The organism is Paracidovorax sp., from assembly GCF_057642795.1.
Genome location: NZ_JBXYZY010000034.1, coordinates 316,847 through 341,914, shown reverse-complemented (window position 1 = coordinate 341,914; position 25,068 = coordinate 316,847). Strand labels below are relative to the sequence as shown.

At 69.1% G+C, this 25,068-nt stretch carries 23 protein-coding genes; 10 read left to right on the top strand and 13 right to left on the bottom strand.

The genetic code is table 11. The features are described from left to right. A partial coding sequence (locus AC3A84_RS14535) for an MCP four helix bundle domain-containing protein (protein ID WP_487970575.1) occupies positions 1 to 696 on the bottom strand: 696 nt, incomplete at its 3' end. A 128-nt stretch (positions 697 to 824) separates the two neighbouring features. Beyond that, the gene (locus AC3A84_RS14530; protein ID WP_487970573.1) at positions 825 to 1,877 is read right to left on the bottom strand and encodes a transporter; all 1,053 of its coding nucleotides are present in this window, start codon (positions 1,875 to 1,877) and stop codon (positions 825 to 827) included. A 156-nt stretch (positions 1,878 to 2,033) separates the two neighbouring features. Here AC3A84_RS14530 and ppk2 point away from each other — a divergent pair, with 156 nt between their 5' ends. Further along, positions 2,034 to 2,948 carry a polyphosphate kinase 2 gene (gene ppk2, locus AC3A84_RS14525; protein ID WP_487970571.1) on the top strand — a complete coding sequence of 305 codons (915 nt, stop codon included), beginning with the start codon at positions 2,034 to 2,036 and terminating at the stop codon, positions 2,946 to 2,948. Between the two features lie 26 nt (positions 2,949 to 2,974). Here ppk2 and AC3A84_RS14520 read toward each other — a convergent pair whose 3' ends face one another. The 5 genes from AC3A84_RS14520 to purM all read right to left on the bottom strand — a co-directional run bounded on the left by AC3A84_RS14520 (position 2,975) and on the right by purM (position 7,414). Continuing rightward, positions 2,975 to 3,982 (bottom strand): GlxA family transcriptional regulator, encoded by a 1,008-nt coding sequence (locus AC3A84_RS14520; protein ID WP_487970569.1) that lies wholly within the window; start codon positions 3,980 to 3,982, stop codon positions 2,975 to 2,977. Further along, entirely contained in the window at positions 3,946 to 4,587 is a 642-nt protein-coding gene (locus tag AC3A84_RS14515; RefSeq protein ID WP_487970567.1) for a DJ-1/PfpI family protein, read from the bottom strand. Before AC3A84_RS14515 ends, AC3A84_RS14520 begins: the two co-directional genes overlap by 37 nt. Then, entirely contained in the window at positions 4,584 to 5,150 is a 567-nt protein-coding gene (locus tag AC3A84_RS14510) for a cysteine hydrolase family protein (protein ID WP_487970565.1), read from the bottom strand. Before AC3A84_RS14510 ends, AC3A84_RS14515 begins: the two co-directional genes overlap by 4 nt. Positions 5,151 to 5,275: 125 nt before the next feature. After that, positions 5,276 to 6,358: an AI-2E family transporter gene (locus tag AC3A84_RS14505; RefSeq protein WP_487970563.1), complete on the bottom strand. Its 1,083-nt coding sequence runs from the start codon at positions 6,356 to 6,358 to the stop codon at positions 5,276 to 5,278. Positions 6,359 to 6,370: 12 nt separating this feature from the next. Then, positions 6,371 to 7,414, bottom strand: coding sequence for a phosphoribosylformylglycinamidine cyclo-ligase (gene purM / locus AC3A84_RS14500; RefSeq protein ID WP_487970561.1), 1,044 nt, complete (start codon positions 7,412 to 7,414; stop codon positions 6,371 to 6,373). A 392-nt stretch (positions 7,415 to 7,806) separates the two neighbouring features. Here purM and hda point away from each other — a divergent pair, with 392 nt between their 5' ends. From hda to folK, 4 genes are read left to right on the top strand one after another with little or no spacing between them, the layout of a single operon-like run. Continuing rightward, complete coding sequence (gene hda / locus AC3A84_RS14495; protein ID WP_487970559.1) at positions 7,807 to 8,505, top strand: DnaA regulatory inactivator Hda; 699 nt, start codon at positions 7,807 to 7,809, stop codon at positions 8,503 to 8,505. Between the two features lie 45 nt (positions 8,506 to 8,550). Then, on the top strand, positions 8,551 to 9,249 hold the full coding sequence (locus AC3A84_RS14490) for a histidinol-phosphatase (RefSeq protein WP_487970557.1): 699 nt from the start codon (positions 8,551 to 8,553) through the stop codon (positions 9,247 to 9,249). Continuing rightward, on the top strand, positions 9,246 to 10,883 hold the full coding sequence (gene pcnB / locus AC3A84_RS14485) for a polynucleotide adenylyltransferase PcnB (protein WP_487970554.1): 1,638 nt from the start codon (positions 9,246 to 9,248) through the stop codon (positions 10,881 to 10,883). The genes AC3A84_RS14490 and pcnB overlap by 4 nt, the downstream gene beginning before the upstream one ends. Beyond that, positions 10,880 to 11,410, top strand: a complete 531-nt coding sequence (folK, locus tag AC3A84_RS14480; protein ID WP_487970552.1) for a 2-amino-4-hydroxy-6-hydroxymethyldihydropteridine diphosphokinase — start codon at positions 10,880 to 10,882, stop codon at positions 11,408 to 11,410. The genes pcnB and folK overlap by 4 nt, the downstream gene beginning before the upstream one ends. Positions 11,411 to 11,528: 118 nt before the next feature. On the opposite strand, the gene AC3A84_RS14475 is transcribed toward folK, so the two are convergent. Then, entirely contained in the window at positions 11,529 to 12,500 is a 972-nt protein-coding gene (locus AC3A84_RS14475) for a Bug family tripartite tricarboxylate transporter substrate binding protein (RefSeq protein WP_487970550.1), read from the bottom strand. A gap of 254 nt (positions 12,501 to 12,754) precedes the next feature. Between AC3A84_RS14475 and AC3A84_RS14470 the strand changes: the two genes are divergently transcribed. Further along, positions 12,755 to 13,105 (top strand): four-helix bundle copper-binding protein, encoded by a 351-nt coding sequence (locus AC3A84_RS14470; protein WP_487970548.1) that lies wholly within the window; start codon positions 12,755 to 12,757, stop codon positions 13,103 to 13,105. A gap of 72 nt (positions 13,106 to 13,177) precedes the next feature. Here AC3A84_RS14470 and AC3A84_RS14465 read toward each other — a convergent pair whose 3' ends face one another. Further along, positions 13,178 to 14,239, bottom strand: a complete 1,062-nt coding sequence (locus AC3A84_RS14465; protein ID WP_487970546.1) for a CDP-6-deoxy-delta-3,4-glucoseen reductase — start codon at positions 14,237 to 14,239, stop codon at positions 13,178 to 13,180. 46 nt (positions 14,240 to 14,285) lie between these two features. Between AC3A84_RS14465 and AC3A84_RS14460 the strand changes: the two genes are divergently transcribed. Together AC3A84_RS14460 and AC3A84_RS14455 are read left to right on the top strand one after the other, a co-directional pair. Continuing rightward, on the top strand, positions 14,286 to 15,239 hold the full coding sequence (locus AC3A84_RS14460) for an NAD-dependent epimerase/dehydratase family protein (protein ID WP_487970544.1): 954 nt from the start codon (positions 14,286 to 14,288) through the stop codon (positions 15,237 to 15,239). A 108-nt stretch (positions 15,240 to 15,347) separates the two neighbouring features. Further along, positions 15,348 to 15,974, top strand: coding sequence for a LysE family translocator (locus AC3A84_RS14455; protein ID WP_487970542.1), 627 nt, complete (start codon positions 15,348 to 15,350; stop codon positions 15,972 to 15,974). 92 nt (positions 15,975 to 16,066) lie between these two features. On the opposite strand, the gene AC3A84_RS14450 is transcribed toward AC3A84_RS14455, so the two are convergent. Then, positions 16,067 to 16,972, bottom strand: coding sequence for a sulfurtransferase (locus AC3A84_RS14450; RefSeq protein WP_487970540.1), 906 nt, complete (start codon positions 16,970 to 16,972; stop codon positions 16,067 to 16,069). A 101-nt stretch (positions 16,973 to 17,073) separates the two neighbouring features. Then, positions 17,074 to 19,191, bottom strand: a complete 2,118-nt coding sequence (locus AC3A84_RS14445; RefSeq protein WP_487970599.1) for a TonB-dependent siderophore receptor — start codon at positions 19,189 to 19,191, stop codon at positions 17,074 to 17,076. Between the two features lie 1,118 nt (positions 19,192 to 20,309). On the opposite strand from AC3A84_RS14445, the gene xerD reads away from it, so the two are divergent. Next, positions 20,310 to 21,230, top strand: coding sequence for a site-specific tyrosine recombinase XerD (gene xerD / locus AC3A84_RS14440; protein WP_487970597.1), 921 nt, complete (start codon positions 20,310 to 20,312; stop codon positions 21,228 to 21,230). Positions 21,231 to 21,264: 34 nt separating this feature from the next. Beyond that, complete coding sequence (locus AC3A84_RS14435) at positions 21,265 to 22,254, top strand: Bug family tripartite tricarboxylate transporter substrate binding protein (protein ID WP_487970538.1); 990 nt, start codon at positions 21,265 to 21,267, stop codon at positions 22,252 to 22,254. A gap of 36 nt (positions 22,255 to 22,290) precedes the next feature. Here the strand turns inward: AC3A84_RS14435 and AC3A84_RS14430 are convergent, their stop codons facing one another. Together AC3A84_RS14430 and AC3A84_RS14425 are read right to left on the bottom strand one after the other, a co-directional pair. Then, a complete protein-coding gene (locus tag AC3A84_RS14430; protein ID WP_487970536.1) occupies positions 22,291 to 23,589 on the bottom strand; it encodes an EAL and HDOD domain-containing protein in 1,299 nt (432 codons plus the stop codon). Positions 23,590 to 23,720: 131 nt separating this feature from the next. Then, positions 23,721 to 24,995, bottom strand: coding sequence for an EAL and HDOD domain-containing protein (locus AC3A84_RS14425; RefSeq protein ID WP_487970534.1), 1,275 nt, complete (start codon positions 24,993 to 24,995; stop codon positions 23,721 to 23,723). Between the last annotated feature and the right edge of the window lie 73 nt (positions 24,996 to 25,068).

Here is a 25,068-nt window from a genome sequence, read left to right as displayed (position 1 = left end):
TTCCTGGGCGATGCGGGCGGCTTCGGCCGGCTCCCCGCCCAGCTGCCCCTTGATGCGACGCGTGATCGCCCAGGACAGCAGGCCGCCGATCAGCACCGCTGCAGCGGCGCCCCCCATCATCCAGTCGCGGGCGCTGGAGGCCTTCGCCAGCGCCTGCTCGCCCGTTTCGGCCATCTGCCTCTTCTGATAATCGATCACCGCATCCAACTGCTTGAGGTACTGAGCCTGCACGGGGCGCACATCCTGCATCAGCGAGGTGCGAATGGCGGCCATCTCATTGCGAAGACCCATCTGGGCCGTCTTTTCGACCAGCTGTATGTAAGGCGTGCGCACCTGGCTCATCTCGGCCAGCATGCGCTGTGCTTCGCTGGAGGTTGCGGCGGCTTGCAGCTTGGCGATCGATTCCTGATTCCTCGCTGCAGCCTCGTCGATGCGCTTTTTCTCGGCAGCTATCTTTATGGGATCGTCCAGCAGGGCGATATTGCGCAACCCCCGCGCGATGATGTTGACGTTGTCCTTGATGCCCTGCGCCAGAAGCACGCTGCTGATGCGATCGCGGTTCAGCGTGGTGATCTGGTCGCTGACCGACGACAGCTGCAGGCTGCCGATGGCGGAAATGCCGATGCTCAGAAGAATGAGCGTGGAAAAGCCTGCGCCAAGCATCTTGGCGAGACTCATCCTGTGAAGAATGTTCATGTGTTGCTTCCTTGGGAATGTGTCCTCGACAGGCGTGGGCAGCCGGTCAAAGCAGGGATCTTCAAGGAAGAAACAAATTGAAGCGAATTATTACCTTTTGATGAATCCGTGTATCGCTCACGACTTGACTATTCGCCGCCGCGGCGGCGTAGCGCAAGCCATGCAGCCACGGCTGTGAAGACGGCCAGCACCACCACGATCACCCAGAAACCATGGGGCGCATCGGCCATTGGCACCCCTCCCACGTTCATTCCGAACAGGCCCGTGAGGATGTTGATGGGCAGCGCCAGGACCGTCACCACGGTCAGCACAAACAGGCTGCGACTGTTGTCTTCTTGCACATTGGCAGCGACTTCTTCCTGCAGCAGCTTGATGCGTTCCTGCAGCCCCTGCATGTCGCGCAGCACGACGGAGAATTCCTCCGAGGCGTCTCGCAGCTCCTGGGCGTCGTCTTCGGCCATCCAGGCGGGCGGGCGCTGCAGCAGCCGGAAGAGGGCTGCGGGTTCGGGCGCCAGCAGGCGTTGCAGCCGTACCAGGAGCCGGCGCAGCTGGCCGAGCCGGGCGCGCTTGTAGTTCAGCCGGCCTGCGAGCAACTCGTCTTCGATGCCGTCGATGCGCTGTGTCACCCCGCGCACGATGCCCACCAGCACGTCGGCCTGGGTGCGCATGAGCTGCTCCAGCAGCGCCACGCTGGAGCGCGGGCAGTCGCCTTCGCGCACCTTGGTGCGCAGCGCATCCACCGAACGCAGCGGCTGGGCGCGCGCGGTGATGACCAGGCGCGGCGTCACGCCGATCCAGAGTGTGGCGAAATCCTTGGGCTCAAAGGCGAAGTCGAAATGCACGTCGTTCAGCACAGCGATCAGCGTATCGTCGTCGCGCTCGATGCGGGTGGAGTGCGAGCCGTCGTTCAGCGCCTCGAAGAAGGCGGGCGGAAGCCCGGCGTGGCGCTCCATCCAGCGCACGGCCTGGGCATGGCTCAGATTGAAGTGCAGCCACAGAAAGCCGCCATCGTCAGCGGGCGGCAGTGCGTCCGCGGGGCCCTGCGGCTGGCTGGCCAGCCACTGAGAGGCCCGTGCGGTGTCGATGGACTCCGCCGTCTGGCCCTCGCGCAGCAGGTAGCCGCAGATGAGGCCGGCCGCGTCGCCGCCGTAATGAGACGCCAGGGCTTCAGGAACGGACATGCAGGGCGGCTTGTAGGAAAAGGATGGGGCAGGCGTGCGAATGGAGCGCGATGTTCCGGCTGCCCCATGACAGGCATATGACAAAGGTGCAACATGTCACATGCCTGTCACCGCCCCCCGCCACGATGGCGCCTCCTCCATTCGGCCGGTCTTTCCATGTTTCAGAACACATCCCTTGATACGCAGGATCTCATGCAGCGCATTGCCAGCGAACTGATGGACGGCTACGACGAGGAGTTGGAGCTCGAGATCGAGGACCGCGATCTGGACGAGTCCGGCGTGGCCGTACCCGGCGACAAGGCGGCGCGCCAGCAGTATTTCCGCGAACTGTTCCGACTGCAAGGCGAACTGGTGAAGCTGCAGGACTGGGTGCAGCACACACGCCAGAAGGTGGTCATCTTGTTCGAAGGGCGCGACGCGGCCGGCAAGGGAGGCGTCATCAAGCGCATCACCCAGCGGCTTAACCCCCGTGTGGCGCGCGTAGCCGCATTGCCTGCGCCCAACGACCGCGAACGCACGCAGTGGTACTTCCAGCGCTATGTGGCGCATCTGCCGGCGGCCGGCGAGATCGTGCTCTTCGACCGCAGCTGGTACAACCGCGCCGGCGTCGAGCACGTGATGGGCTTTTGCACCGACGAGGAGTATGAGGAGTTCTTCCGCTCGGTGCCCGAGTTCGAGAAGATGCTGGCCCGCTCGGGCATCAAACTGATCAAGTATTGGTTCTCGATCACCGACGAGGAGCAGCATCTGCGCTTTCTGAGCCGCATCCACGACCCGCTGAAACAGTGGAAGCTCAGCCCCATGGACCTGGAAAGCCGCAAGCGCTGGGAGGCCTACACCAAGGCCAAGGAGACCATGCTGGAGCGCACCCACATTCCCGAGGCGCCCTGGTGGGTCGTGCAGGCGGTGGACAAGAAGAAGGCGCGCCTGAACTGCATCGCTCATCTGCTCGAACAGCTGCCCTATGCCGAGGTGCCGCACCCCGAGGTGGTCTTGCCCGAGCGCGTGCGCAACCCCGAATACTTCCGCCAGCCCGTGCCGGCGGACATGTACGTGCCCGAACGCTACTGAGTTGAGGTGAGTTGAGTGGGGCCGGCTCAGCGCGCACCGGGCGCCGACGGCGTGCCCGGCCGGCCGAACTGGTGCCAGGCGCGGCGCAGCTGCGTATCGGAGCTGAAGCCCGCCAGATCGGCCGCCTGCGCCACGCTGCGGCCCGAGCGCAGGGCCGCCTCCGCCACCGCCAGCCGGATGCGTCGCAGGTATTCCAGCGGGGCGATGCCCGCATGCTCGATGAAGATCCGCGTCAGATGGCGTGGCGAGGTGTGCGCCACCTCGGCCATCGCCGGCACCGTCCAGTCGGCCCGGGGCTGCTGGCCCACCGCGTCCTGCACCCGGTGCAGCGCGGCGTGCAGGTGGTCGCGGTAATGCAGAAAGGGCGATAGCTCCGGGTCGTGCGGGCCGCGCCGCATGGCCACCACCATGGTCTGCGCCACCTGGGCGGCCACCGCCGGGCCGCAGGTGGTGGCGATGCGTTCGAGCATCAGGTCGATGCCGGTGGTCACGCCCGCGCTGCTGTGCACGGGCCCGTCGGCCACGAACACCCGGTTGGCCGCCACGTCGCAGCGCGGCTCGGCGGCCTGCAGCTCGTCCAGATGCTGGTGGTGCGTGGTGGCGCGGCGCCCGGCCAGCAGGCCCGCGTGGGCCGCCAGCACCGCGCCCGCGCAGATGGTGACCAGTTCCAGCCGACCGGGCGCGAGGCGCTGGCCGCGCAGCCAGTGCAGCAGGGCGCGGGCGCCGTCGCTGCCCACGTCGATGGTGCGGCCCGGCTGGCCCACCAGCACGATCCAGGCGGCTTCGCCTGCCGCCCAGCGCTGGGGCAGGGGGGCGATCTGGGCGAACTGCACGCCCACCGATCCGCGCGCCGTGGGCGACGGGCCGGCGAATTCGATGCGAAAGCGCTCGGGCTGGCCTGCCGCACGCAGGCTTTGGTTGGCGATGCGCAGCGCCTCGGCCGGCCCGGCCCAGTCGAGCACCAGGCTGTCTTCCAGCAGGATGAAGACGACGCGGATCAGGCCGTCTGCGCCGTCGTGGGGTTCTCGTTCCATGCGTAATCCAATTGCCGCGCGGTGCGCAGCGCCAGCGTGCGGCCCGCCAGGCGTTCGACCAGATGCAGGCTTAAATCCATGCCCGCGCTGATGCCGGCCGAGGTGAAGAGCCGCCCGCCCGGCTGCTCCACCCAGCGCAAGCCCTCGCGCACCTGCAGCGCGGGAAACTGCGCCCGCAGGTCGGCCACATCTTCCCAGTGCGTGGTGGCCTCACCCTCCGTGAGAACGCCGGCCTCGGCCAGCAGGAAGGCCCCGGTGCAGACCGCGGCGGTGATGCGCGCCTGCGCGGCGGTGCGGGCGATCCATTCCAGGGTGCGCGGGCACTGCCGCGCGCCATCGACCACGCCGCCGGGCACGATGAGCACGTCGGCCAGCGGGGCCATGGTGAAGCCGGCCTCGGGCAGCACGCGCAGTCCGGCACGGGCGCGCACGGCCAGTGGCGAGCGGGCCACGCAGAACACCTCGAACGGCGCGGGGGCCTGGGGTGTGAGCCGCTCCGCCATGCGGGTGGCGGTGGTGAACACTTCGTAGGGGCCGGCCAGGTCGAGCGCCTCTACTTCGTCGAAGGCGAGCAGGGCGACGCGCAGCGTGGCGGGGGCGCTCATGTCGGCGCTCCGGCGCGTGCCAGGGCCTGCTCCACGGTGCAGAGCGTGGCGAACCGGCCGGCCAGCACGGTGGCGGTGCGGGCCTTGATGTCGGCGGCGGCGAGCGGCGTGCCGTCGGGCTGCTGCATGTCGTAGGTCAGCGTGGCCTCGGTCACGTAGTCCACCTGCCAGCCCAGGTCGGAGGCATGGCGGGTGGTGGTCTCGCAGCACTGCTCGGTGCGGATGCCGCTCACGATCAGCCGCTGGATGCCGTGCTGCGTCAGCCAGACGTCCAGGCCGGTGCCCACCAGCGCGCTGTGGCGGTGCTTGACAAAGCATGCCGCCTCGTCGAAGGCCACGAGGCCCTCCAGCGGTCGCACCTCGCCCGAGGCCATGGAGAAAGGGTTGTCGGGCGACTCCGGGCCGTCGCTATGCAGCACGCGCAGCACCGGCACGCCGCGCTCCACGCAGCCGGCGATCAGGGCGTTCTGCGCAGCAAGGTAGGCGGGCATGTCGCGCTCGGTGGAATAGGGGCGGTGCCGGAAGGACTCCTGCACGTCGATCACAATCAGACAGCTTTTCATGTCTGGCTCCATCGGTGGTATCAAACGATGGTTCCCATGGTGCCTTGGCTGTGGACCGCTCGCCGTAGCCCTTCAAGACGGATTCCGATCATTTTCGGACATGCGGGCTGGGGCACGTTGCTGCGTCAGACCAACCGGGCCGCGTCCAGCTCTTTCTTCAGGTAGGCGTAGAAGAGCGGCGCCGCTACCAGTCCGGCGGGGCCGAAGACGGCTTCGGCCACGAACATCACCGAGAGCAGCTCCCACACGCCCATGTGGGTGCGCAGGCCCACCACCTTGGCGTTGATGACGTATTCGGCCTTGTGGATCAGGATCAGGAAGGCCAGGCAGGCCGCCGCCGCCGCGGGCGACACCGACAGGCCCACGATGGTGATGACCACGTTGCACAGCAGGTTGCCCACGATGGGCACCAATCCGGCGACGAAGGTGAGCGTGATGAGCGCCGGCGTGTACGGCAGGCGCAGGTCCCAGAGCGGCAGCACCAGCAGCAGGAAGAGGCTGGTGAGCAGGGTGTTGAACGCGGCGATCCAGAACTGCGCCGCGACGATCTGCCGGAAGGCCTCGCCCAACAGCGCCACACGCCCGGTCAGGTGGCGCACCAGCGGGCCGTTGCTGGCCCGCGGCACGCGCACGGCGGCCAGTGCGCCGATCAGCAGGCCCACGTAGGCGTACAGCAGGCTGCCCAGCCAGGCGCGGCCGGCCACAGCCAGGGCTCCGGCCTGTGCGCCCAGGTAGCTGGCGATGATGCGCTGGATCTCCGCTGCGCCTTCGGGCAGCTGCTGGGCGATGTCGGCCGGCAGCTTCTGGCGTAACTCCAGCACGGTGCGGGCCATGAAGTCCAGCAGGTCGCGGTACTGCTGGGGCGCATCGACCACGTAGGTGCGCGAATGCGAAAGCGCCAGGGATAGCGCCAGCACGGGCGCCACCATCACGATGGCCGCAGCTCCGGCTTCGGCAAGTCGCCGCCGCAAGCGGGTGTCGGTCAGGCGCTGGGCCAGCCAGCGTGTGAGCAGAAAGCCCAGGCACACACAAAGCAGCCCGGGTAGCAGCCCGCGCCACATCACCAGCAGCAGCGCGGCCGCCATCAGCAGATAGCTGGCGACGGCGACGTAGTGCGGCACGGGGGCCGGGTCGGCCGGAGCCGGGGTCGGGCCCTGGGCGGGGTGCGTGTGTACCGGCTGGGGAGCGGGTGTGGGCGATGGCGCCATCGGCCGGTGGGCTCAGGCCACCACCACGGACGCGCCGTCGCCCCGTTCGGCGATGCGGCCGATCGTGTACACGGTTTCACCAGCGGCACGCAGCGTGGCAGCCGTGGCCTCGGCCGCGTCGGCGGGCACCACCACGACCATGCCGATGCCGTTGTTGAAGGTGCGGTTCATCTCGATGTCGTCGATGCCGGCCGTCTTCTGCAGCCAGGCGAAGAGTTCCGTCTGCGGCCAGCTGCCGGCCTGCAGGTGTGCGGCCAGGCCTTCGGGCAGCACGCGGGGGATGTTCTCCAGCAGGCCGCCGCCGGTGATGTGCGCCAGCGCCTTGATGGGATGCTGCGCCAGGGCGGCCAGCACGTTCTTCACGTAAAGGCGCGTGGGCTCCATGATGGCCTGCTTGAAGGGCTTGCCATCCAGCGTGGCGGGCGCGGAGTCGCCCGCGCGCTCGATGCACTTGCGCACCAGGCTGAAGCCGTTGGAATGCACGCCGGCCGAGGCCAGGCCCAGCACCACGTCGCCGGCGGCCACGTCCCGGCCGGTGAGGATCTTGGACTTCTCGACCGCGCCCACGGCGAAGCCCGCCAGGTCGTATTCGCCGGCCGGGTACATGCCGGGCATCTCGGCCGTCTCGCCGCCGATCAGCGCGCAGCCCGAGAGTTCGCAGCCCCGGGCGATGCCGCCCACCACGGCGGCGGCCGTGTCCACGTCCAGCTTGCCGCAGGCGAAGTAGTCCAGGAAGAAGAGCGGCTCGGCGCCCTGCACCAGCACATCGTTCACGCTCATGGCCACCAGGTCGATGCCCACGGTGTCGTGCATGTTCCATTCGAAAGCCAGCTTGAGCTTGGTGCCCACGCCGTCGGTGCCGCTCACCAGCACCGGCTCCTGGTAGCGCTTGGGCACTTCGAAAAGCGCGCCGAAGCCGCCGATGCCCGCCAGCACGCCCTCGCGCATGGTCTTCTTGGCGAGCGGCTTGATGCGCTCGACCAGCGCGTCGCCTGCGTCGATGTCGACGCCGGCGTCTTTGTAGGAGATGGGGGTGGTGGAGGCGGAGGAGCTCATGGAATCGGGGTGTGAGGGCTGAAGGCCCGCGCGGCGGGCCGGAACCGCGCGATTTTAAGCGGCTGGCCGCCCCGGCTCGGCCAATGCCCATGCGTTGGCCGGGCCGGCCCCCGCGTGACTCGTGCGCCGCGAAGCGCCCGGGCGGCCGGCCGGCAGCTAAAATCGCGCGCCACAGGTCCGTTTTGACACAAGACTTGTGCCTGTTCCTGCCGGATGCGCCCTGCGCCCCGGCGCATCGCCTCTTGCGGGCTCCGGCTCCGCCCCCCGTCCCATTCGTCCACCATGCCTGTACACAGCCTCTTGCCGTCCCACGCTGTCGCGCTGCCCGCGTTGACCGGGCGCAGCCGCGCACCGGGCGTCCCTGTCCTGGCCGCCGCCAGGGGCGTGGCCTCATGAAGCAGCTGGCGCTGGACATCGGCCTGGCTCCCGGCCCTACGTTGGAGAGCTTCCACCCGGGCGAGAACACGGCCGCGTTGCAGCACCTGCGCCTGGCCCTGGGCGATGGCCATGCGAACTCTCGCCGTTCCCCCGTGCCTACCTATCTGTGGGGCGAGCACGGCAGCGGCAAGACCCACCTGCTGCGGGCCGTGAGCGAGGCCCTGCGCGAGCAGGGCGGCAGCGTCGGCTGGCTGGACGCCTCGGTGAACTTCCCCACTGCCTTCAACGACCGCTGGACGGCCGTGATGCTGGACGAGGTCCACCTCTACAACACGGCACAGCAGGCGGCGGCCTTCAACTGGTTCATCAATGCCATCAGCCCGGCGGTGGGTTCCCCGCGCTGGGTGCTGGCCGCTGGCGACCTTCCCCCCGCCGACCTGCCGCTGCGCGATGACCTGCGCAGCCGCCTGGGCTGGGGCGACGTGTTCCAGCTGCATCTGCTGGATGATGCCGAGCGCCGCGCCGTGCTGCGCGAGGAGGCCGGCGCGCGCGGCATCGCCCTTTCCGAAGAGGTGGTGAGCTTCATGCTGGCCCGCTTCTCGCGCGATCTGGGCAGCCTGATGGAACTGCTGGGCAAGCTCGACAGCTTCGCCCTGCAGACCCGCCGCGCCGTGACTGTTCCGCTGCTCAAGACCATGCTGGAGACCGAGTGAGCGGGGCCTGTGCCCCCCACCCGCGCCCGGCCTTTCGCCTGATACATGACTGATACGCCGCAACGCCGTCCTCGATTGGCCCTGTTCGATCTCGACCACACCCTGCTGCCGCTCGACTCGGACTACGAGTGGGGCGAATTCACGATCCGCCAGGGCTGGTGCGACCGCACCGAGTTCGGCCGCCGCAACGACGCCTTCTTCGCCGACTACCAGGCCGGCACGCTGAACGTGCACGACTACGTGCGCTTCGCCACCGAAGCCGCCCGCCTGCGTGGCGCCGAGGCCAGCCAGGCCGCGCATGCGCAGTTCATGCAGGAGGTGATCCTCCCCGCGATCCACCCGCAGGCGCTGGAGCTGCTGCAGAGCCACCGCGATGCGGGCGACGAGGTCGTCATCATCACCGCCACCAATGAATTCGTGACCACGCCCATCGCCCGGGCGCTGCGCGTCGAGAACCTGCTGGCCGTGGAGCTGGAGCGCGATGCCGGCGGCTGGATCACCGGCGCGATCCGCGGCGTGCCTTCGATGCGCGAAGGCAAGGTGCTGCGCATGCAGCAATGGCTGCAGGCGCACGGCTGGGACTGGGGCGATGTGGAGACCACCTTCTACAGCGACTCCCTCAACGACGTTCCCCTGCTGGAGAAAGTCGATCATCCGGTGGCCACCAACCCCGACCCGCGCCTGCGCGCGCTCGCGCAGCAAAGAGGCTGGCGCATACTGGACCTGTTTCCTTCCAAGACATGATCAAGAAGTTCATCGACAAGCTGCTGGGCAAGGATTCCAGCACCGCCGCCAAGGGCGGCAAGCACCGTTTCGGCAAGCGTGAGGAAGTGCCGGCCTCCGTCCACGGCATCGACCCGGACCTGGTGGACCGCCGCGCGGCCGAGGTCGTGCGCACGCTGAAAGACGCCGGCTACGAGGCCTACATCGTCGGCGGCGCCGTGCGCGACCTGCTGCTGGGCCTCAAACCCAAGGACTTCGACGTGGCCACCAACGCCACGCCCGAGCAGGTCAAGGGACTCTTCCGCCGCGCCTTCATCATCGGCAAGCGCTTCCGCATCGTCCACGTGGTGCACGGCCGGGGCCGCGAGCACGAGGTGATCGAGGTCTCCACCTTCCGCGCCTACCTGGACAACACCGCCGCCGAGCAGCAGGTCAGCGGCAACGAGAAGACCTCGCGCGCGGCCCTCGCCGGCATGCAGCATGCGGTCGATGCCAGCGGCCGCGTGCTGCGCGACAACGTCTGGGGCCCGCAGGACGAAGACGCCACGCGCCGCGACTTCACCGTCAACGCCATGTACTACGACCCGGAGACCCAGGTCGTGGTGGACTATCACAAGGGCATCCAGGACGCCAAGAAGAAGCTCTTGCGCATGATCGGCGACCCGGCCACGCGCTACCGCGAAGACCCGGTGCGCATCATCCGCGCCGTGCGCTTCTCGGCCAAGCTCGCCGGCCTGGGCTTCACCATCGAGCCCAAGACCGCCGGTCCGCTGATCGCCTCGCAGGCTCTGCTGGCCGACGTGCCGCAAAGCCGCATGTTCGACGAGATGCTCAAGCTGCTGCAGACCGGCCATGCGCTGGCCACCATCGCGCAGCTCAAGAAGCTGGGCATGGCGACCGGCATCTACCCGCTGCTGGACGTGGTGGTCGAGCGTGCCGACACGCCCTTCGTGCAGGCGGCTCTTGCCGACACCGACCGCCGCGTGGGCGAGGGCAAGCCCGTGGCGCCGAGCTTCCTGCTGGCCTGCGTGCTGTGGCAGGACGTGAAGACCGGCTGGGACCGTCGCCTCGCGCAGCGCGAGCACCCGTTCCCCGCGCTGCAGGGCGCCATCGACGATGTGTTCGATCAGCGCATCGGCGACGTGTCCGGCCGCGGCAAGCTGGCAGCCGACATGCGCGAGATCTGGGTCATGCAGCCGCGGTTCGACAAGCGCTCTGGCACCACGCCGTTCAGCATGGTCACCCACCTGCGCTTCCGCGCGGGTTTCGACTTCCTGCGCCTGCGCGCCGACGTGGGCGAGGCCGAAGAGGCGCTGGCCGAGTGGTGGCAGGAATTCCAGCTCGCCGACGAGGCCCGCCGCGAAGACATGCTGGCCCAGGCCCGCGAAGAACAGCGTTCTCGCCAGAAGAAGGCCCAGCCCGTGGTGCGCCGCGTGCCCAAGCCCGCGCCGGCCGAGAGCGCCCGTGCGCCTGCCGCCGCCTCGCCGGCCGAAAGCCGCGATGAATCCAGCGCCGATGGCGCCTTCGAGCCATCCGATGGCGGCGAGCCGCTGGCCGGCGATGCCCCCAAGAAGCGCCGTCGCCGTCGCCGCAAGCCCGCCGGGGGGGCTGGCGGCGCGGGCGAGGGCGGCGGTTCCGCTCCCGCCGGGGAATGACGCTTACTTCCGGACCATCAGCGCCTGGCGCCCCGGCGCAGGGGGCGCAGCAGGTGGTGTATGTCGGCCTGGGCGCCAACCTGGGCGAGCCCCAGGCCGCGCTATGCGATGCGCTCGCCGCCATCGCGGCGCTGCCGGGCACTCAGCTGCTGCGCGTCTCGGCCCTCTACCGCAGCGCACCCGTGGATGCCGGCGGGCCGGATTACTGGAACGCCGTGGCGCAGATCGCCACCACGCTGGAGCCGCTGGCGCTGCTGCAGGCCCTGCAGCGCATCGAAGACGCGGCTGGGCGCGAGCGCCCCTACCGCAACGCCCCGCGCACGCTCGACCTGGACGTGCTGCTCTTCGCCGATCGCCGCATCGACATGCCCGTGCTGACCGTGCCGCACCCGCGCATGTACGACCGCGCGTTCGTGCTGCTGCCGCTCGCGGACGTAGCGCTGGAACAGGTGCCGCCCAGCGCGCTGCAGGCCGTGGCCGACCAGCGCATCGAGCGGGTCGCAGAACCGGGCTGGCACGCGGGCTGATCAGTCGCGCCAGCCGCCCGCCGGGATGTCGGGAAGGGCCTGTTTTGCTATATCTTTCGTAGCGTAATGCGCAGGTAATTCCTGCGCTGCAGGCTGAAACGCCTGCAACTTCCGCGGCTCAGTCCACCCGGGCGCCCGATGCCTTCACCACCTGCTGGTACTTGGCCCGCTCCGAGGCCATGAAGGCGTCGAACTGCTCGGGTGTCGTGGGCACGGGTTCGGCCAGCAGTGCGGCGAATCGGGCCTTGGTTTCGGGCGACTTCAGCGCGTCGGTGAAGGCCTTGTTCAACCGAGCGATCACCGGCCGGGGCGTGCCATGCGGCGCTACCAGGCCCCACCAGGTGTCGATGGAAAAGCCCTTGTACAGGCTGGCGATCGTCGGCACGCCGGGCAGCAGCGGGCTGGGTTCGAGCGAGGTCACGGCCAGCGCGCGGAGCTTGCCCGAGCGGATGTTGGGCGCGGCCGCTGCCAGGTTGTCGATGTTGAAGTCCACTTCGCCGGCCAGCAGTGCCAGCTGCGCAGGGCTGGCGCCGCGGTAGGGAATGTGCAGCGCGTAGATGCCCGCGCGCTGCTTGAACATCTCGCCGGCCAGGTGGCCAGCGCTGCCGTTGCCGCCGCTGCCGTAATTGAGTTTGGCCGGGTTGGCCCTGGCGTAGGCCACCAGGTCGGCCAGCGTGCGGATATGCAGCTGATCGGCATGCGCGGCATTCATCACCACCACGTTGGGTACGCGCACCATCTGCGTGATGCCGGCGAAGTCCCGCGCGGCGTCGTAGGGCATGCGCGAATACAGCCACGGGTTGACTGCATGCGTGGCGGTGGCCGCGATGCCGATGGTCAGGCCGTCCGGCGCTGCCTTGGCGATGGCGTCTGCGCCGATGTTGCCGCCCGCGCCGGGCTTGTTGTCGATGATGACCACTCCCAGGGTCTCGCGCACCCGCTCGGCCAGTGCGCGAGCAGTCACGTCGATCGGCCCACCCGGTGCGTAGGGCACGATCAGGCGCATGGGCGGGTCCTGTGCCAGGGCGAACGGGGAAGCGAAGGTGCTCGCCAGGGCGGCGGCGCCAAGAAGGAGGGGTCTGCGGTTCATAGCCTTCCATTGTGCAAAAAAGGCGTGCGGGGCGGCAAGCGGCTGAGGCTTGGAGCGGGCCTGCCCTGCGGAAAGTGCGGTATGGGATGCTGCTCAGGCCAGCCGTGGGGGCGTCGGGGGCGCAAGTCCTACACCGCTGCAGCCACGCCTGTCTCTATAAAGTGAGGCAGATGCGCGCAAGGATTCCGCCGCGCGACGGAAGGCGTGCAGCCCGGCGCAAGAACCGCCATGTCTCCCTTTTGCCGAGGACCGCCATGCTTGATCTGCCCCACCGCCTTTCCCAGTCCCGCTATGCCGATGCCATCGCGGCCTGCAATGAATGCGCGAACGCCTGCGATTTCTGCTCCGCCGCCTGCCTGCGCGAGCCCGATCCGCGCCACATGGCCAAGTGCATCGCGCTGGACATGGACTGCGCCGCAGTGTGCCGCCTGGCCGCCGCCGCCATGGCGCGCGACAGCGCCCACCTGGCCTATGTGTGCGAGCTGTGCTCGCGCATCTGCGACAGCTGCGCCGAGGAGTGCGCGAGCCACGAGGCGCAGCACTGCCAGGACTGCGCCTGGGCCTGCCGGCGCTGCGCGCAGATCTGCCGGGATCTCTTCCCCTGATCTGACCCTGAACCCTGCCCTGGGGTCATGGTGCGGCCTCTGCGGAGCGGGGGGGGCTGCGGCGCTGGGCGCTCAGCCCGCGTGCTTGTCGGCTTCGGAGGTGAACGCGTCGGCGAAGAATTCGTCGGCGGGCAGGCCGCGTTCGGCGGTGTAGGCCGCGCGGGCCGATTCGACCACCACCGGCGCGCCGCAGGCATAGACCTGGTGGCCTGAGAGGTCGGCGAAGTCGTCCAGCACGGCCTGGTGAACGAAGCCGGTGCGGCCCGTCCAGCCGTCTTCGGGCTGGGCGTCGGAGACCACCGGCACGTAGCGCAGCTGCGGCATGGCCGCCAGCTGCTCGCGCATCCAGCCGTCCATGTAGAGATCGCCCGGCCGCCGGCCGCCCCAGTAGAGCGTGGCGGGGCGCTCGATGTTCTTGAAGCGCATGTGCTCGATGAGCGCCTTGATGGGCGCGAAGCCCGTGCCCGAGGCCAGCATCACGATGGGCTTGGCGGAGTCCTCGCGCAGGAAGAAGCTGCCGAACGGGCCTTCGACGCGCAGGATTTCCTTTTCCTTCATGCCGGTGAAGACATGGTCGGTGAAGCGCCCGCCCGGCATGTGGCGAATGTGCAGCTCCACGCCCGGCGCCGTGGCCTGCTGGTGCGGCGCTGTGGCCATCGAATAAGCGCGCCGCGCGCCGTCCTTCATGATGAATTCGATGTACTGCCCCGCGTGGTAGCGGAAGGTGTCCACCGCCGGCAGCTGCAGTTTCACGACCATCACGTCGTGCGAGGCGCGGCTGAGCGACGAGACGCGCACCGGCAGCTTCTTGATGGGAAAGGCGCTCTCGTCGGTCACCTGGCGCGATTCCAGCACCACGTCGGTCAGCGGCTGGGCGCAGCAGGTGAGCACGTAGCCCGCGTCCTGCTCGGCCGCGCTCAGGGCCTTGGCCTGGTGCTCGCCATGGACCACGGAGCCGCTGAGCTTCTTGCACTTGCACGATCCGCAGGCGCCGTCCTTGCAGCCGTAGGGCAGGCCCACGCCGCTGCGGATCGCCGCTGTCAGGATGGATTCGCCCGACTGCGCGGTGAAGGTGCGGCCGCTGGGCTGCACGCTGATCTGGACGGCCGCCGCGGCGGTCTCTGCAATCGTCATGGTGTGGGTATCCTTGGGTTCTTTTCTTGGAACACGGCTTTCGATTTTGCCCTCAAACCAGAACCCTCTCGGCGCGCTGCCGGCGCGCTTTCGGCGCCAGCGCATCCTCATCATCGGCTGCGGCGACGTGGGCCTGCGCGTGGCGCGGGGCCTGGGCGCGGTAGCGGGCAGCGGGCCGCGCCCGCGGGTGATCGCGCTCACCTCCAGCCCCGAGCGCGTGGCGCCGCTGCGCGCGGCGGGCATCACGCCCCTGGTGGGCAACCTCGACCGCATCGCCACGCTGCGGCGCCTTTCGGGCCTGGCCACGCGCGTGCTGCACCTGGCGCCGCCGCCCGGCGAACGCGAATGCGGCCCGGCCTGGTGGCGCGACGACCGCACCGTGGCCCTGGCGCGGGCGCTGCGCCTGCGCACGCTGCCCGCCGCGCTGGTCTATGGCTCCACCAGCGGCGTCTATGGCGACTGTGGCGGTGCGCTGGTGACCGAGGCGCGCCCGGTGGCGCCCGCCACGCCGCGCGCGCAGCGCCGCGTGAATGCCGAGCGCGCCGTGCGCCACCTGGGCCGCGCCGGCGTGCGGGCCAGCATCCTGCGCATTCCCGGCATCTACGCGCCCGACCGCGAAGGCGGCACGCCCGAGGCGCGCCTGAAGCGCGGCACGCCCGTGCTGCAGGCGCGGGACGACGTCTATACCAACCACATCCATGCCGACGACCTGGCCCGCGCCTGCCGCGCTGCGCTTTGGCGCGGCGGCGCGCAGCGCTGCTACAACGTGAGCGACGCCAGCGAGATGAAGATGGGCGACTACTTCGACTTCGCGGCCGACCTCTACGGCCTGCCGCGCCCGCCGCGCGTGGCACGCAGCGCGGCGCAGCAGACGCTGCCGGTGTCGCTGCTGAGCTTCATGGGCGAGTCGCGCCGGCTCGACAGCACGCGCATGGCGCGCGAGCTGCGCCTGCGGCTGCAGTACCCGACGGTCGCGCAAGGGCTGCGCGGCGGCACGTAGCGCGCGCTGCGCCATCGCCTGGCGGGCTTGGGCAGGCCGCTGCCCCATGGCCTGCGCGCCGGTGATTCCCGCATTGGCGGCTGCGCCGGCCCTCCTTATGATGGCCCGATGCTGACCCTTGCCCAGACCCTCGCCTTCCTGCTGGCCGCCGTGCTCATCACCGCCACGCCCGGCCCCGACAACCTCATGGTGCTGGGCATGGGTATGTCGCGCGGGCGGGCGCAGGGCATCGCCTTCGGGCTGGGCTGCGCGCTGGGTTGCCTGAGCCACACGCTGCTGGCCGTGGTGGGCGTGAGCGCGCTGATCGCCGCTTCTCCCTGGGCCTTCACGGCGCTGAAATGGGCGGGCGGCGCCTATCTGGTGTGGCTGGGCGTGCAGGCGCTGCGCAGTAGGGGCACCGCGCGCGTGCAGGCTGGCCAAGCGCCCGCCGATTCGCTGCGGACGCTGTTCTTCAAGGGCATGCTGGCCAACGCCATCAACCCCAAGGTGGTGCTGTTCTTCCTGTCGTTCCTGCCGCAGTTCGTGGTGCCCGCGCAGGGCAGCGTGGGCCTGCAGCTGGGCCTGCTGGGCGTGCTGTTCACGGTGCAGGCGGCGCTGCTGTTCGGGCTGCTGGGCTACTTCGCCGGTGCCATCGGCGGCTGGCTGAACCGCCGCCCGCGCGCCGGCCTGTGGCTGGACCGGGTGGCGGGCGCGGTCTTCGTGGGCCTGGGGCTGCGCATCATTCTCGCGCGCTGATCGGTAAGTCCGAAACGCTCTACTTTCGATAGCAAAAAGCCCGCTCTGCAGGCGGGCTCCGGGCCGATAGGAGTTGAATCGCCGCGGTGGTGTCAGCCGCGCTCCACCGGCCGTGCCGGGTCGCTGCACCACTCGCTCCAGCTACCGGCGAAGAGGGCTGTGGGGCCCAGGCCGGCGACTTCCATGGCCAGCAGGTTGGGCACGGCGCTCACGCCGCTGCCGCACTGGTGGACCACGGTGCCGGCCGGGCGGCCCTGCAGCAGCGCGTCGAATTCGGCGCGCAGCTGCGCTGCGGGCTTGAAGTGGCCGTCCGGCCCCAGGTTCAGCCCGAACGGGCGGTTGAGCGCGCCCGGGATGTGGCCGGCTACCGGGTCCAGCGGCTCGACCTCGCCCCGGTAGCGCGGCGTGGCACGCGCATCGACGATGGTTTGCCCGGGCTGGCCCAGGCGGTCCTGCACTTCCTGCGCGGTGACCAGCCGGCGCAGCGGCTCGTTCAGGCGGAAGTTGGTCTGGAAGTGCGAAGGTTCCGCGCCGCTGGCCACCGGCTGGCCGGCGGCCGTCCAGGCCTGCAGGCCGCCGTCGAGCACGGCCACTGCATCGTGGCCGGCCCACTTGAGCATCCACCAGAGCCGGCCGCAGTAGTTGGCGCCGTTGCGGTCATAGACGATGGCCTGCATGTCGTTGCTGAAGCCGATGCTCGATAGCCAGACGGCGAAGCGCTCGCGGTTGGGCAGCGGGTGGCGGCCGCCGGACGCGGGCTCGTCGCCTTCGGTGGCGACGATGGTGCCGTGGGCGCCCGGTGCGCCATGCGGGGCGCTCAGGTCATGCTCCAGGTCGGCGCGCACGGCGCCGGGGATGTGCGATGCGAGGTACTGCGTGCCGCCCAGCGTGGGCTGGGCCAGGTCGAAGCTGCAGTCGAACACCATGTGCGGCTGGCCGCTGTCGATCAGGGCCTGCAGCTGGGGAACGGAGATCAGCGTGGTGTAGGTGGCGGGCATGGCGATGGCGAACGGAGTGTGACGGGATCGGGCCATTGTGGCACCGCGCCCGGCCTGCGTGGCGTCCGCCGGCCTTGCGCCGGAGCTTCCAGACCGCTGTGTCAGAAGCGGTAGGTGGAGGTCAGCAGGAAGGTGCGGCGCTGGCCGTAGAAGCAGTCGCCCCGGTCCAGGCACTGCGTGATCTGCACTTTGTCCGTGAGGTTCACGACGTTGAAGGCGAGCCGCCAGTCGCCCGCGTCGTAGGCCAGCAGCGCGTCGGCGATGGTCGAGGCCGGCGTGGAGATGTCAATGCCCTTCTGCGTGCCCGTGTAGCGCAGGCCGCCGCCCACCGTCCACTGGCCGCTACCGCCGGTGCTGAAGCGGTGCGACAGCCAGGCGGAGGCCGTGTGTTTGGGCACGCCGGCCACCGGCTGGCCCTCGTCGCCGGCGTTGCTGCGGGAGATCTTGGCGTCGGTGTAGGCGTAGGCGAGGGTGGCGTCCCAGCTGCGCGCAAGGCTGGCCGTGAGCTCGGCTTCGAGGCCGCGGGCGCGGGTCTCGCCGATCTGCAGGTTGTTGCGCGGGTTGGCCGGGTCGGTGGTCTTGCGGTTCTTCTCGCGCAGCTCGTAGATGGCGGCATAGCCCGACAGGCCCCGGCCTTCGGGCTGCCACTTCACGCCGGCTTCCCACTGCTGGCCGCGCTGGGGTTTGTAGGGCGTGCCGTAGAAGTCCACGCCGCCCAGGGGCTGGAACGACTCCGAATAGCTCAGGTAAGGGGCCCAGCCTCCGTCGGCCTGGTATGTGGCGCCCAGGCGTTTGGTCCAGGCAGTGTCGTCCACGGCGGCGGCGGGGCGGCCTTCGGTGTTCGTCTTGGCGCGGTCGTGGCGCAGGCCGAGCGTGGCCGTCCAGCGGTTCCAGCGGATCTGGTCCTGCGCGTAGAAGCCGATCTGGCGCTGCCGCACGTCGGGCTGGCGCACCAGCGCCGATGCGGCCGGCGGCGTGAAGTTGCCATAGACGGGCGCATAGGCGTCGATGCCGGCGATCGTCTGGCTCCAGGTGGACTGGCTGGTGGTGTTGCGCTGCGCGTCCACGCCCGCCAGCAGCGTGTGCTCGGCGGCGCCGGCGCGCAGCTTGCCTTCGAGTTGGGTGTCCAGCAGCAGCAGGCGGCTCGCGTTGCGCTGCCAGCCGGCGTCGCGGATGAGCGTGCGGCCATCGGCCTCGAACACCGGGCGCGCCGGCCGGCCGGTGGTGCGGTTGGCGGCGAAGCTGGTGTAGATCGTGCGGTAGTCCACGTCGCTCACGGTGCGGCGCAGGTTCTGGCGCACGGTCCAGTCGCTGTTCAGCTGGTGGCTGAAGAGGTAGCCCCAGGAGTTGTTCTCGCTGTTGTAGGCGTCCCAGCCGGGCTCGCTGATGAAAGTGGAGGTCGGGATCTGTCCGTAGGCGCTCGGCAGCAGCGTGCCCTGCCACGGGAAGAAGCCGATCAGCGAGCCGCTCTTGTCCTTCTGGTGCGTGAACTGCAGCGTGAGGGAGGTGGCGGCGCTGGGCTTCCAGGTGAGCGATGGCGCGAACACCTGGCGGTCGTCGCGCACGTGATCGACCTGGCTGTCGCTGTCGCGGCCCACGGCCACCAGGCGGTAGAGCCACTGGCCGTCGGCGGTGAGCGGGCCGGTCAGGTCGGCCGCGATCTGCTTGCGGGCATGGTTGCCCAGCTGCACCTGCACTTCGCGCAGCGGCTCCGCCTGCGGGCGCTTGCTGGTCAGGTTGAGCACGCCGCCCACGCTGCCCTGGCCGTAGAGCACGGACGAGGGGCCGTGCAGGAATTCGACGCGTTCCAGCAGATAGGGCTCGGCCTTGATGTTGTTGTAGGTGCCGTAGATGCGTAGCAGCCCGTCCAGGTACTGCGTCACGTCGCCGCCGCGGGCCTTGAAGCTGTCCACGCGGCTGTCGAAGTAGTTGGAGACGATGCCCGCGGTGTAGGCGGTGGTCTGGCGCAGGGTCTGGGCGCCCTGGGCTTCCATGCGGTCGCGCGTGATGACGCTGATGGCCTGGGGCGTTTCGATCAGCGGCGTGTCGGTCTTGGTGGCCGAAAGCGCCCGGCGCGCGACGAAGCCGGTGACAGGGCCAGTGGGGTTCTCCTGCGCGGCACCGGCGTTCACCGTCACGGGCGCGAGCGTGGCTTCCGCCGGGGCGGCAGGGGCGGCGCCCGCGGCCGTCTGGGCCTGCGCGCCGCCGCCGGCACCCATCGCGCAGAGTGCGGCCACCGCCGTGGCGAGGGCGTGAATCAGCGCGGGCGGGCGCGACGAATGGACTGCGGCGGCGAGCGCGGGATGGCGAGAGGGTGTCGGAATGGACTGCGGCATGGCAATGGAATGAGGACGCCAGCAAGCGGCTTGCACCGAACGACTGGCTGAAGGGGCTGAGGGACGGGCGGAGGGGGTGGCTGGGGCCTCAAGGGAGCCGCCCCAGGACGCAGGGGCGGTCGGCTTCGGGAGGTGGTCCTGGCTGCAGATGTAAGCGGCTGTCGTGCAGCCTGCTCTTCAGAAAATTATAGTCATGAGATTGATTCGCATTACCGTGTTTTGGTGAATTCCACGGATGCGCGGCCTCTTGTGGGTCTCGCCGCAGCGGTGGGGCGTGCTGCGGGATCGTTCGGGGTCTAGGGGCGCAGTCCACGGGCAGCGGGAGAGACTCATCGTGGATGAGGTGCCCCGTAGGCCCAGGCGGTTCGTACAAAGGTGCCTGGGAGGTGCGGCGGTGGACAGGGGAAGGCCATCCCGGTTTCAGCATCTGGAGGTGGCCACGCACGGCGCTTGGACGGTGCGCTCCGGGAGTCGGCCTGGGCCGTTCTGCGCCCGATCGCTGAAGGCTCTGCGGCCGCCCATCGGTTCGCGTTGCGTTCGAAAACGCCCCTGCGGCGACCCGCACAGCGACCATCGGTCGCGAAGCCATTCGGGCCATCGCGCCGCGGCACGGCGTGTTGCGGGGGGCTATACGGGGCAGGGGGCACGCCGATCATCGCCCCCCGGGACTTCGCCCCGATGCTGCCGGCCTGACCTGGCTTCTGTTGTGGGGAGGGCGCAGACGGCGTCCCCGCCCCGGCGCCGCTGCATCACTGATGTCAGTGCTTGAGCGACGACAGGTTCTCGGCCGGTGCTGCCTTGTGGGGCGAACGGGTCAGGCGGGAGCTTGCGCCAGGCGCGCTGAGGGCTGGTTCGCCGCGAGCTCGCTACTATCATGGGCTGGCCCTTTCTCCGACCATGACCGCCTCTGATTTCGCAGCGTACCGTTGCCTGCACACCTATCGCCTCGTCTCCGTCCAGAACGGCGGCACCACTGCGGGCCGGAGGGCCGCATGGGCTCCATGAAGGCCCCGGGCTACCCATCGCAAGCCGCAACGGCAGACCCTGCCATCGATGCGTTCATCGACGCGCTGTGGCTGGAGGACGGCCTCTCGCGAAACACCCTGGCTGCATACCGGCGTGACTTGTCGCTTTATGCGCAATGGCTGGCCGAGAGGGGCCGAGCGCTGCCCCAGACCGAAGAGTCGGACCTCAACGCCTACATGGGGGCACGTTACCAGCAGAAGGGCAAGGCCACTTCCGCCAACCGCCGCCTCACCGTGTTCAAGCGCTATTTCCGTTGGGCGTTGCGCGAGCGGCTGATCACCGCCGACCCCACGGCCCGCCTGCAGTCTGCCCGACAGCCGATGCGGGTGCCCAAGACCCTGACCCAGGCGCAGGTGGAGGCGCTGCTGCATGCACCCGACGCGGCCGAGCCGCTGGGCTTGCGTGACCGGGCCATGCTGGAACTGATGTATGCCAGCGGCCTGCGCGTGACGGAGCTGGTCACGCTCAAGACCTTCCACCTGGGCCTGCAGGAAGGCGTGCTGCGCGTGATGGGCAAGGGCGGCAAGGAACGACTCGTGCCTTTTGGCGAAGAGGCCGGCCGCTGGCTGGAGCGCTACCTGGCCGAGGCCCGCGCAGCCATCCTGGGCGGGCAGCAGAGCGATGACCTCTTCGTCACCCAGCGCGGCGCGGGCATGACGCGGGCCATGTTCTGGGTGATCGTGAAGAAGTCGTCGCAGCGGGCCGGCATCACCACGCCGCCGTCGCCGCACACGCTGCGCCACGCCTTCGCCACCCATCTGCTCAACCACGGCGCCGACCTGCGCGTGGTGCAGCTGCTGCTGGGCCATGCCGACATTTCCACCACCACCATCTACACCCACGTGGCGCGCGAACGGTTGAAGCACCTGCACGCGCAGCATCATCCGCGTGGCTAGGGGACTCTTTCTTTTTCTACTGTCTGGATCCTTCATGCAACGACTTCACCGCCGCCGCCATCTGGCGCTGCTCGCATCGGGCCTGCTGGCCGCCCTCTGCATGCCTGCGCTGGCCGAGCAGCCCGCCTGGCCTTCGCGCCCCATCCGCATCGTCGTGGCCTATCCGGCCGGCGGGGTGAGCGACGTGGTTGCCCGGGCGTTGGGCGACAAGCTCTCTGCGCAGCTGAATGTGCCGGTGGTGGTGGACAACAAGGCCGGCGCGGGTGGCAGCATCGGCATGGATGCGGTCGCCAAGGCCGCGCCCGATGGCTACACGCTGGGCTTTTCCGCCATCAGCCCGCTGGTGCTGAATCCGCACCTGGGCAAGCCGCCGTTCGACCCGGTGCGTGACATCGTGCCGGTGGCCAGCGTGATGTATTCACCGGTGCTGTTGGTGGGAACGTCCGCCTTGGGCGCGCGCGATTTTCAGCAGCTGCTGGCTCAAGCCAAGGCGCGGCCGGGCGAGGTGCGCTGGGCTACTTCGGGGCTGGCGTCGCTCGGCCACATCATGCTCGAGCAGATCGTGCTGGGCAGCCAGGCACAGATCACGCACGTGCCCTACAAGGGCGGCGGCCAGCAGCTCAACGATGCACTCAGCGGCCAGTTCGAGGTGCTGTCCACCAATGCCGCGCCGGCGGTGATGCAGCAGATAAAGGCGGGCCGGCTGCATGCGCTGGCCGTGGGCGCGCCAAAGCGTCTGGAGACCTTGCCTGAGGTGCCCACGCTGGCCGAGCTGGGCCTGCCAGCCGCCAATCTGACCTCGGTCTTCGGCATCTTCGCGCCGGGCAAGACGCCCGTGCCGGTAGTTGAGCGTTTGAATGCGGAGATCAACCGGGCGCTGGCGCAGCCCGACGTGCGGGCGCGGCTGACGGCTTCGGACAACGTGCCCGCAGGCGGCTCGGCAGCCGATTTCGCCCGGCAGATCGCGGCCGAATCCGCGAGCAACCTCAAAGTGATCCGCGCTGCGCACATACAGGCGCAATGAGTGCGGAGGCTGCGCCTGCAGGGGCGCAGCGGGTGTTCATTGGCTGAGGTTCTCAGCCCACGTCAGCGCTTGCAAGTGGGCCCAGTTGACCTGGCGGTTGGAGAGGTGAAGCTCTTGCGCCGCCCGGGCGAAGGCTGCGTCGTCGCCGCTTTCGCAGGCCTTGGTGAGCTCGAGGAAGGGGGCGAAGACGCCGGTGTTGTGCAAGAGTGCATCGATCACGGGCTGTGGCAGTGCCACGGATTCGAGCGCTTTCTCCAGCGGCACACCCAGCATGGTGTCGAGCAGCGAGAACACGCCCACCACGAAGGCGTTGTCGCAGTCCTCTGGCGGCAGCAGTTCGGCCGCCAGCAGTTCCATCAGGCGTCCGCGCACCACGGCCGTCTGGCCTACGGCGGGTGGCGTGCTGTCGGCGCGCGAGGTGGTCATCAGGAGCGCGGCCCAGCGGAAGAGCTTCTTCAGGCCGAGGATCATCACCGCATGCCCGAACGAGGTGATCTCGCAGGACAGGCCGAAGCCGGACGAATTGATGAACCGCAGCAGGTTGAAGGACAGGGTGGGGTCCTTCTTCAGTAGCTCCTCTATCTCGGCGGTAGATGCCTGGCGGCGCACCAGGTTGATGAGCTGGATGACGGTGGCCTGGGAGGGGCGGATGGTCTGCGCCTTGACGAGCGACGGGCGTGCGAACCAGAAGCCCTGGAAGAGCTTGACCCCGAGCGCTGCCATGCGCTCGTGCTGTTCGGCCGTCTCCACCTTCTCGGCGACCAGCTGAGCGGTGCTGTGGGCGCGGGCGTATTTCACCAGCGGTTCGGCCAGCTGTGGGTGGAAGGCCTGTATGTCGAGCTTGATGAAGGCCGCCAGCGGCAGCCAGGAGGCGTAGGCCTTGCGCAGCACGTCTTGGCTGAAGGCGAGGCGGAAGCCACGTGCGCGCAGCCCCTCCAGCAGGGGCACCCGGTCCTGGATGTCCTCGGGGGCGGCGCCGTCCTGCAGGATGGGCACTTCCAGCACGACCTTCTCGGGATGGATCAGCTCCAGATGGCCGCCGGCAAGGCTTTCATGTGTGCAGTTGATGAAAACCGTCTTGCGCCCGACCAGGGCCTCGGTCCCGGCATAGGAGAGGGCGTTGAACAGCAAGGCAGCATCGCTGGCCGCCGTGTGCTCGTCCGCGCGGGTCGAGCGGTCGAATAGCTCGTAGCCGTAGACCGTGCGATTCTCATCGAGGATGGCCTGCCGCGCGATGATGATGTGCTCGCCCGACTCAGCTGAATCGGCGTTTTCCAGGGCTTGCGGTTCGGTGGGCTGGAAGTCTGGCGAAAGGGGGGCGGATGGGCTCGGCATGGACGCAGGCTGGATGGGGGGGTACAGGCCCATTCTAAAAGCAGCCAAGGCGCCAGGCGGACGGCGTGCGCCTGAGCGCTGCGGCGCTGGTACCCACACCGCCGGGCGGCAGGCGCTTTGCGCAGGAGCCGTCAGCTGCCGTCGGCGACGTGGTCGGCCCAGGCGAGGGCCTGCAGATGAGCCCAGTTGATCTGCTGGCTTGTCAGCCCCAGGGTTTGGGACGCCTGGTCGAAGGCCGCGTCATCGTTGTTCTCGCAGGCTTCTGCCAGCGTCAACAGCTGGCCCAGCGTGCCCGTGCGCTCCAGCAGTGCCTCTGCCACGGGCGCAGGCACGTGCAGCAGGCCCACCGCGGCAGCGAGGGGGATGGACAGCATCACGTCCAGCAGCGAGAAGACGCCGACCACGAAGGCCTGGTCGGCCTCCTCGGGCGTGAGAATCTCCAGCGCCAGCAACTCCATCAGGCGGCCGCGCACGACCGCCGTCTGACCGACGGCGGGCGGCATGGCGCCGGTACGCGAGGCGGTGAGCAGCAGTGCGGCCCAGCGGAAGAGCTTCTTGAGCCCCATCAGCATGACGGCCTGGCGGAACGAGGTGATCTCGCGCGTCATGCCGAAGCCGGTGGAGTTGATCAGGCGCATGAGGTTGAAGGCCAGGCCCGCGTCCTTCTTCAGCACTTCCTCGATCTCGTCGGTGCTGGCCTGTTTGCGTACCAGGTTGATGAGCTGGATGATGCTGTGCTGAGAGGGGCTCAGCAGCTTGGCCTCGACCAGTGAGGGGCGCGAGAACCAGTAGCCCTGAAAGAGCTGGATGCCTTTGCTCGACACCATGTCGTACTGCTGCGCGGTTTCCACCTTCTCGGCGATCAGCTCGGCGCTGGACTGCCGGCCCGCGTAGTTGATGAGCACCGCCAGCTGGTCATAGGCCAGCACCGACAGGTCCAGCTTGATGTAGTCGGCCAGCGGCAGCCAGGGCGCGTAGATCGATTCGAGCACCGTGTGGTTGAAGGCCAGATGGAAACCCCGCTGGCGCAGCTCCGCCAGGATGGGCAGGCGCATGTTCACCTCTTCGGAGGCTGCGTGGCCCAGTGGCGGAATCTCGAGAACGACCTTGGCCGGGTCGACCAGTTCGAGGTGGCCGCCCGAGAGGCTCTCATGGGTGCAGTTGACGAAGATGAGCTTTTTGCCCACCAGGTCTTCGGTGCCTGCATGGGACAGGGCCGTGAAGACCAGAGTGACGTCGCTGGCGGCCGTGTGCTCGGTCTGGGTGCGCGAGCGGTTGAAGAGTTCGTAGCCGATGACGGCGTGCTCACCGTTGACGATGGCTTGCCGCGCGATCATCGCCTTGCTGATCGCGGACGATCCGGCAGGGGGCACCGCGGCGGGCAAGGGAGGCGTTGCAGTAGGCATGATTGAGGAAAGCGATGAATTGCGGCCAAGCATAGCTTGAGCAAGGCGATGCGCGGAGAAAAGCAGCAAACCC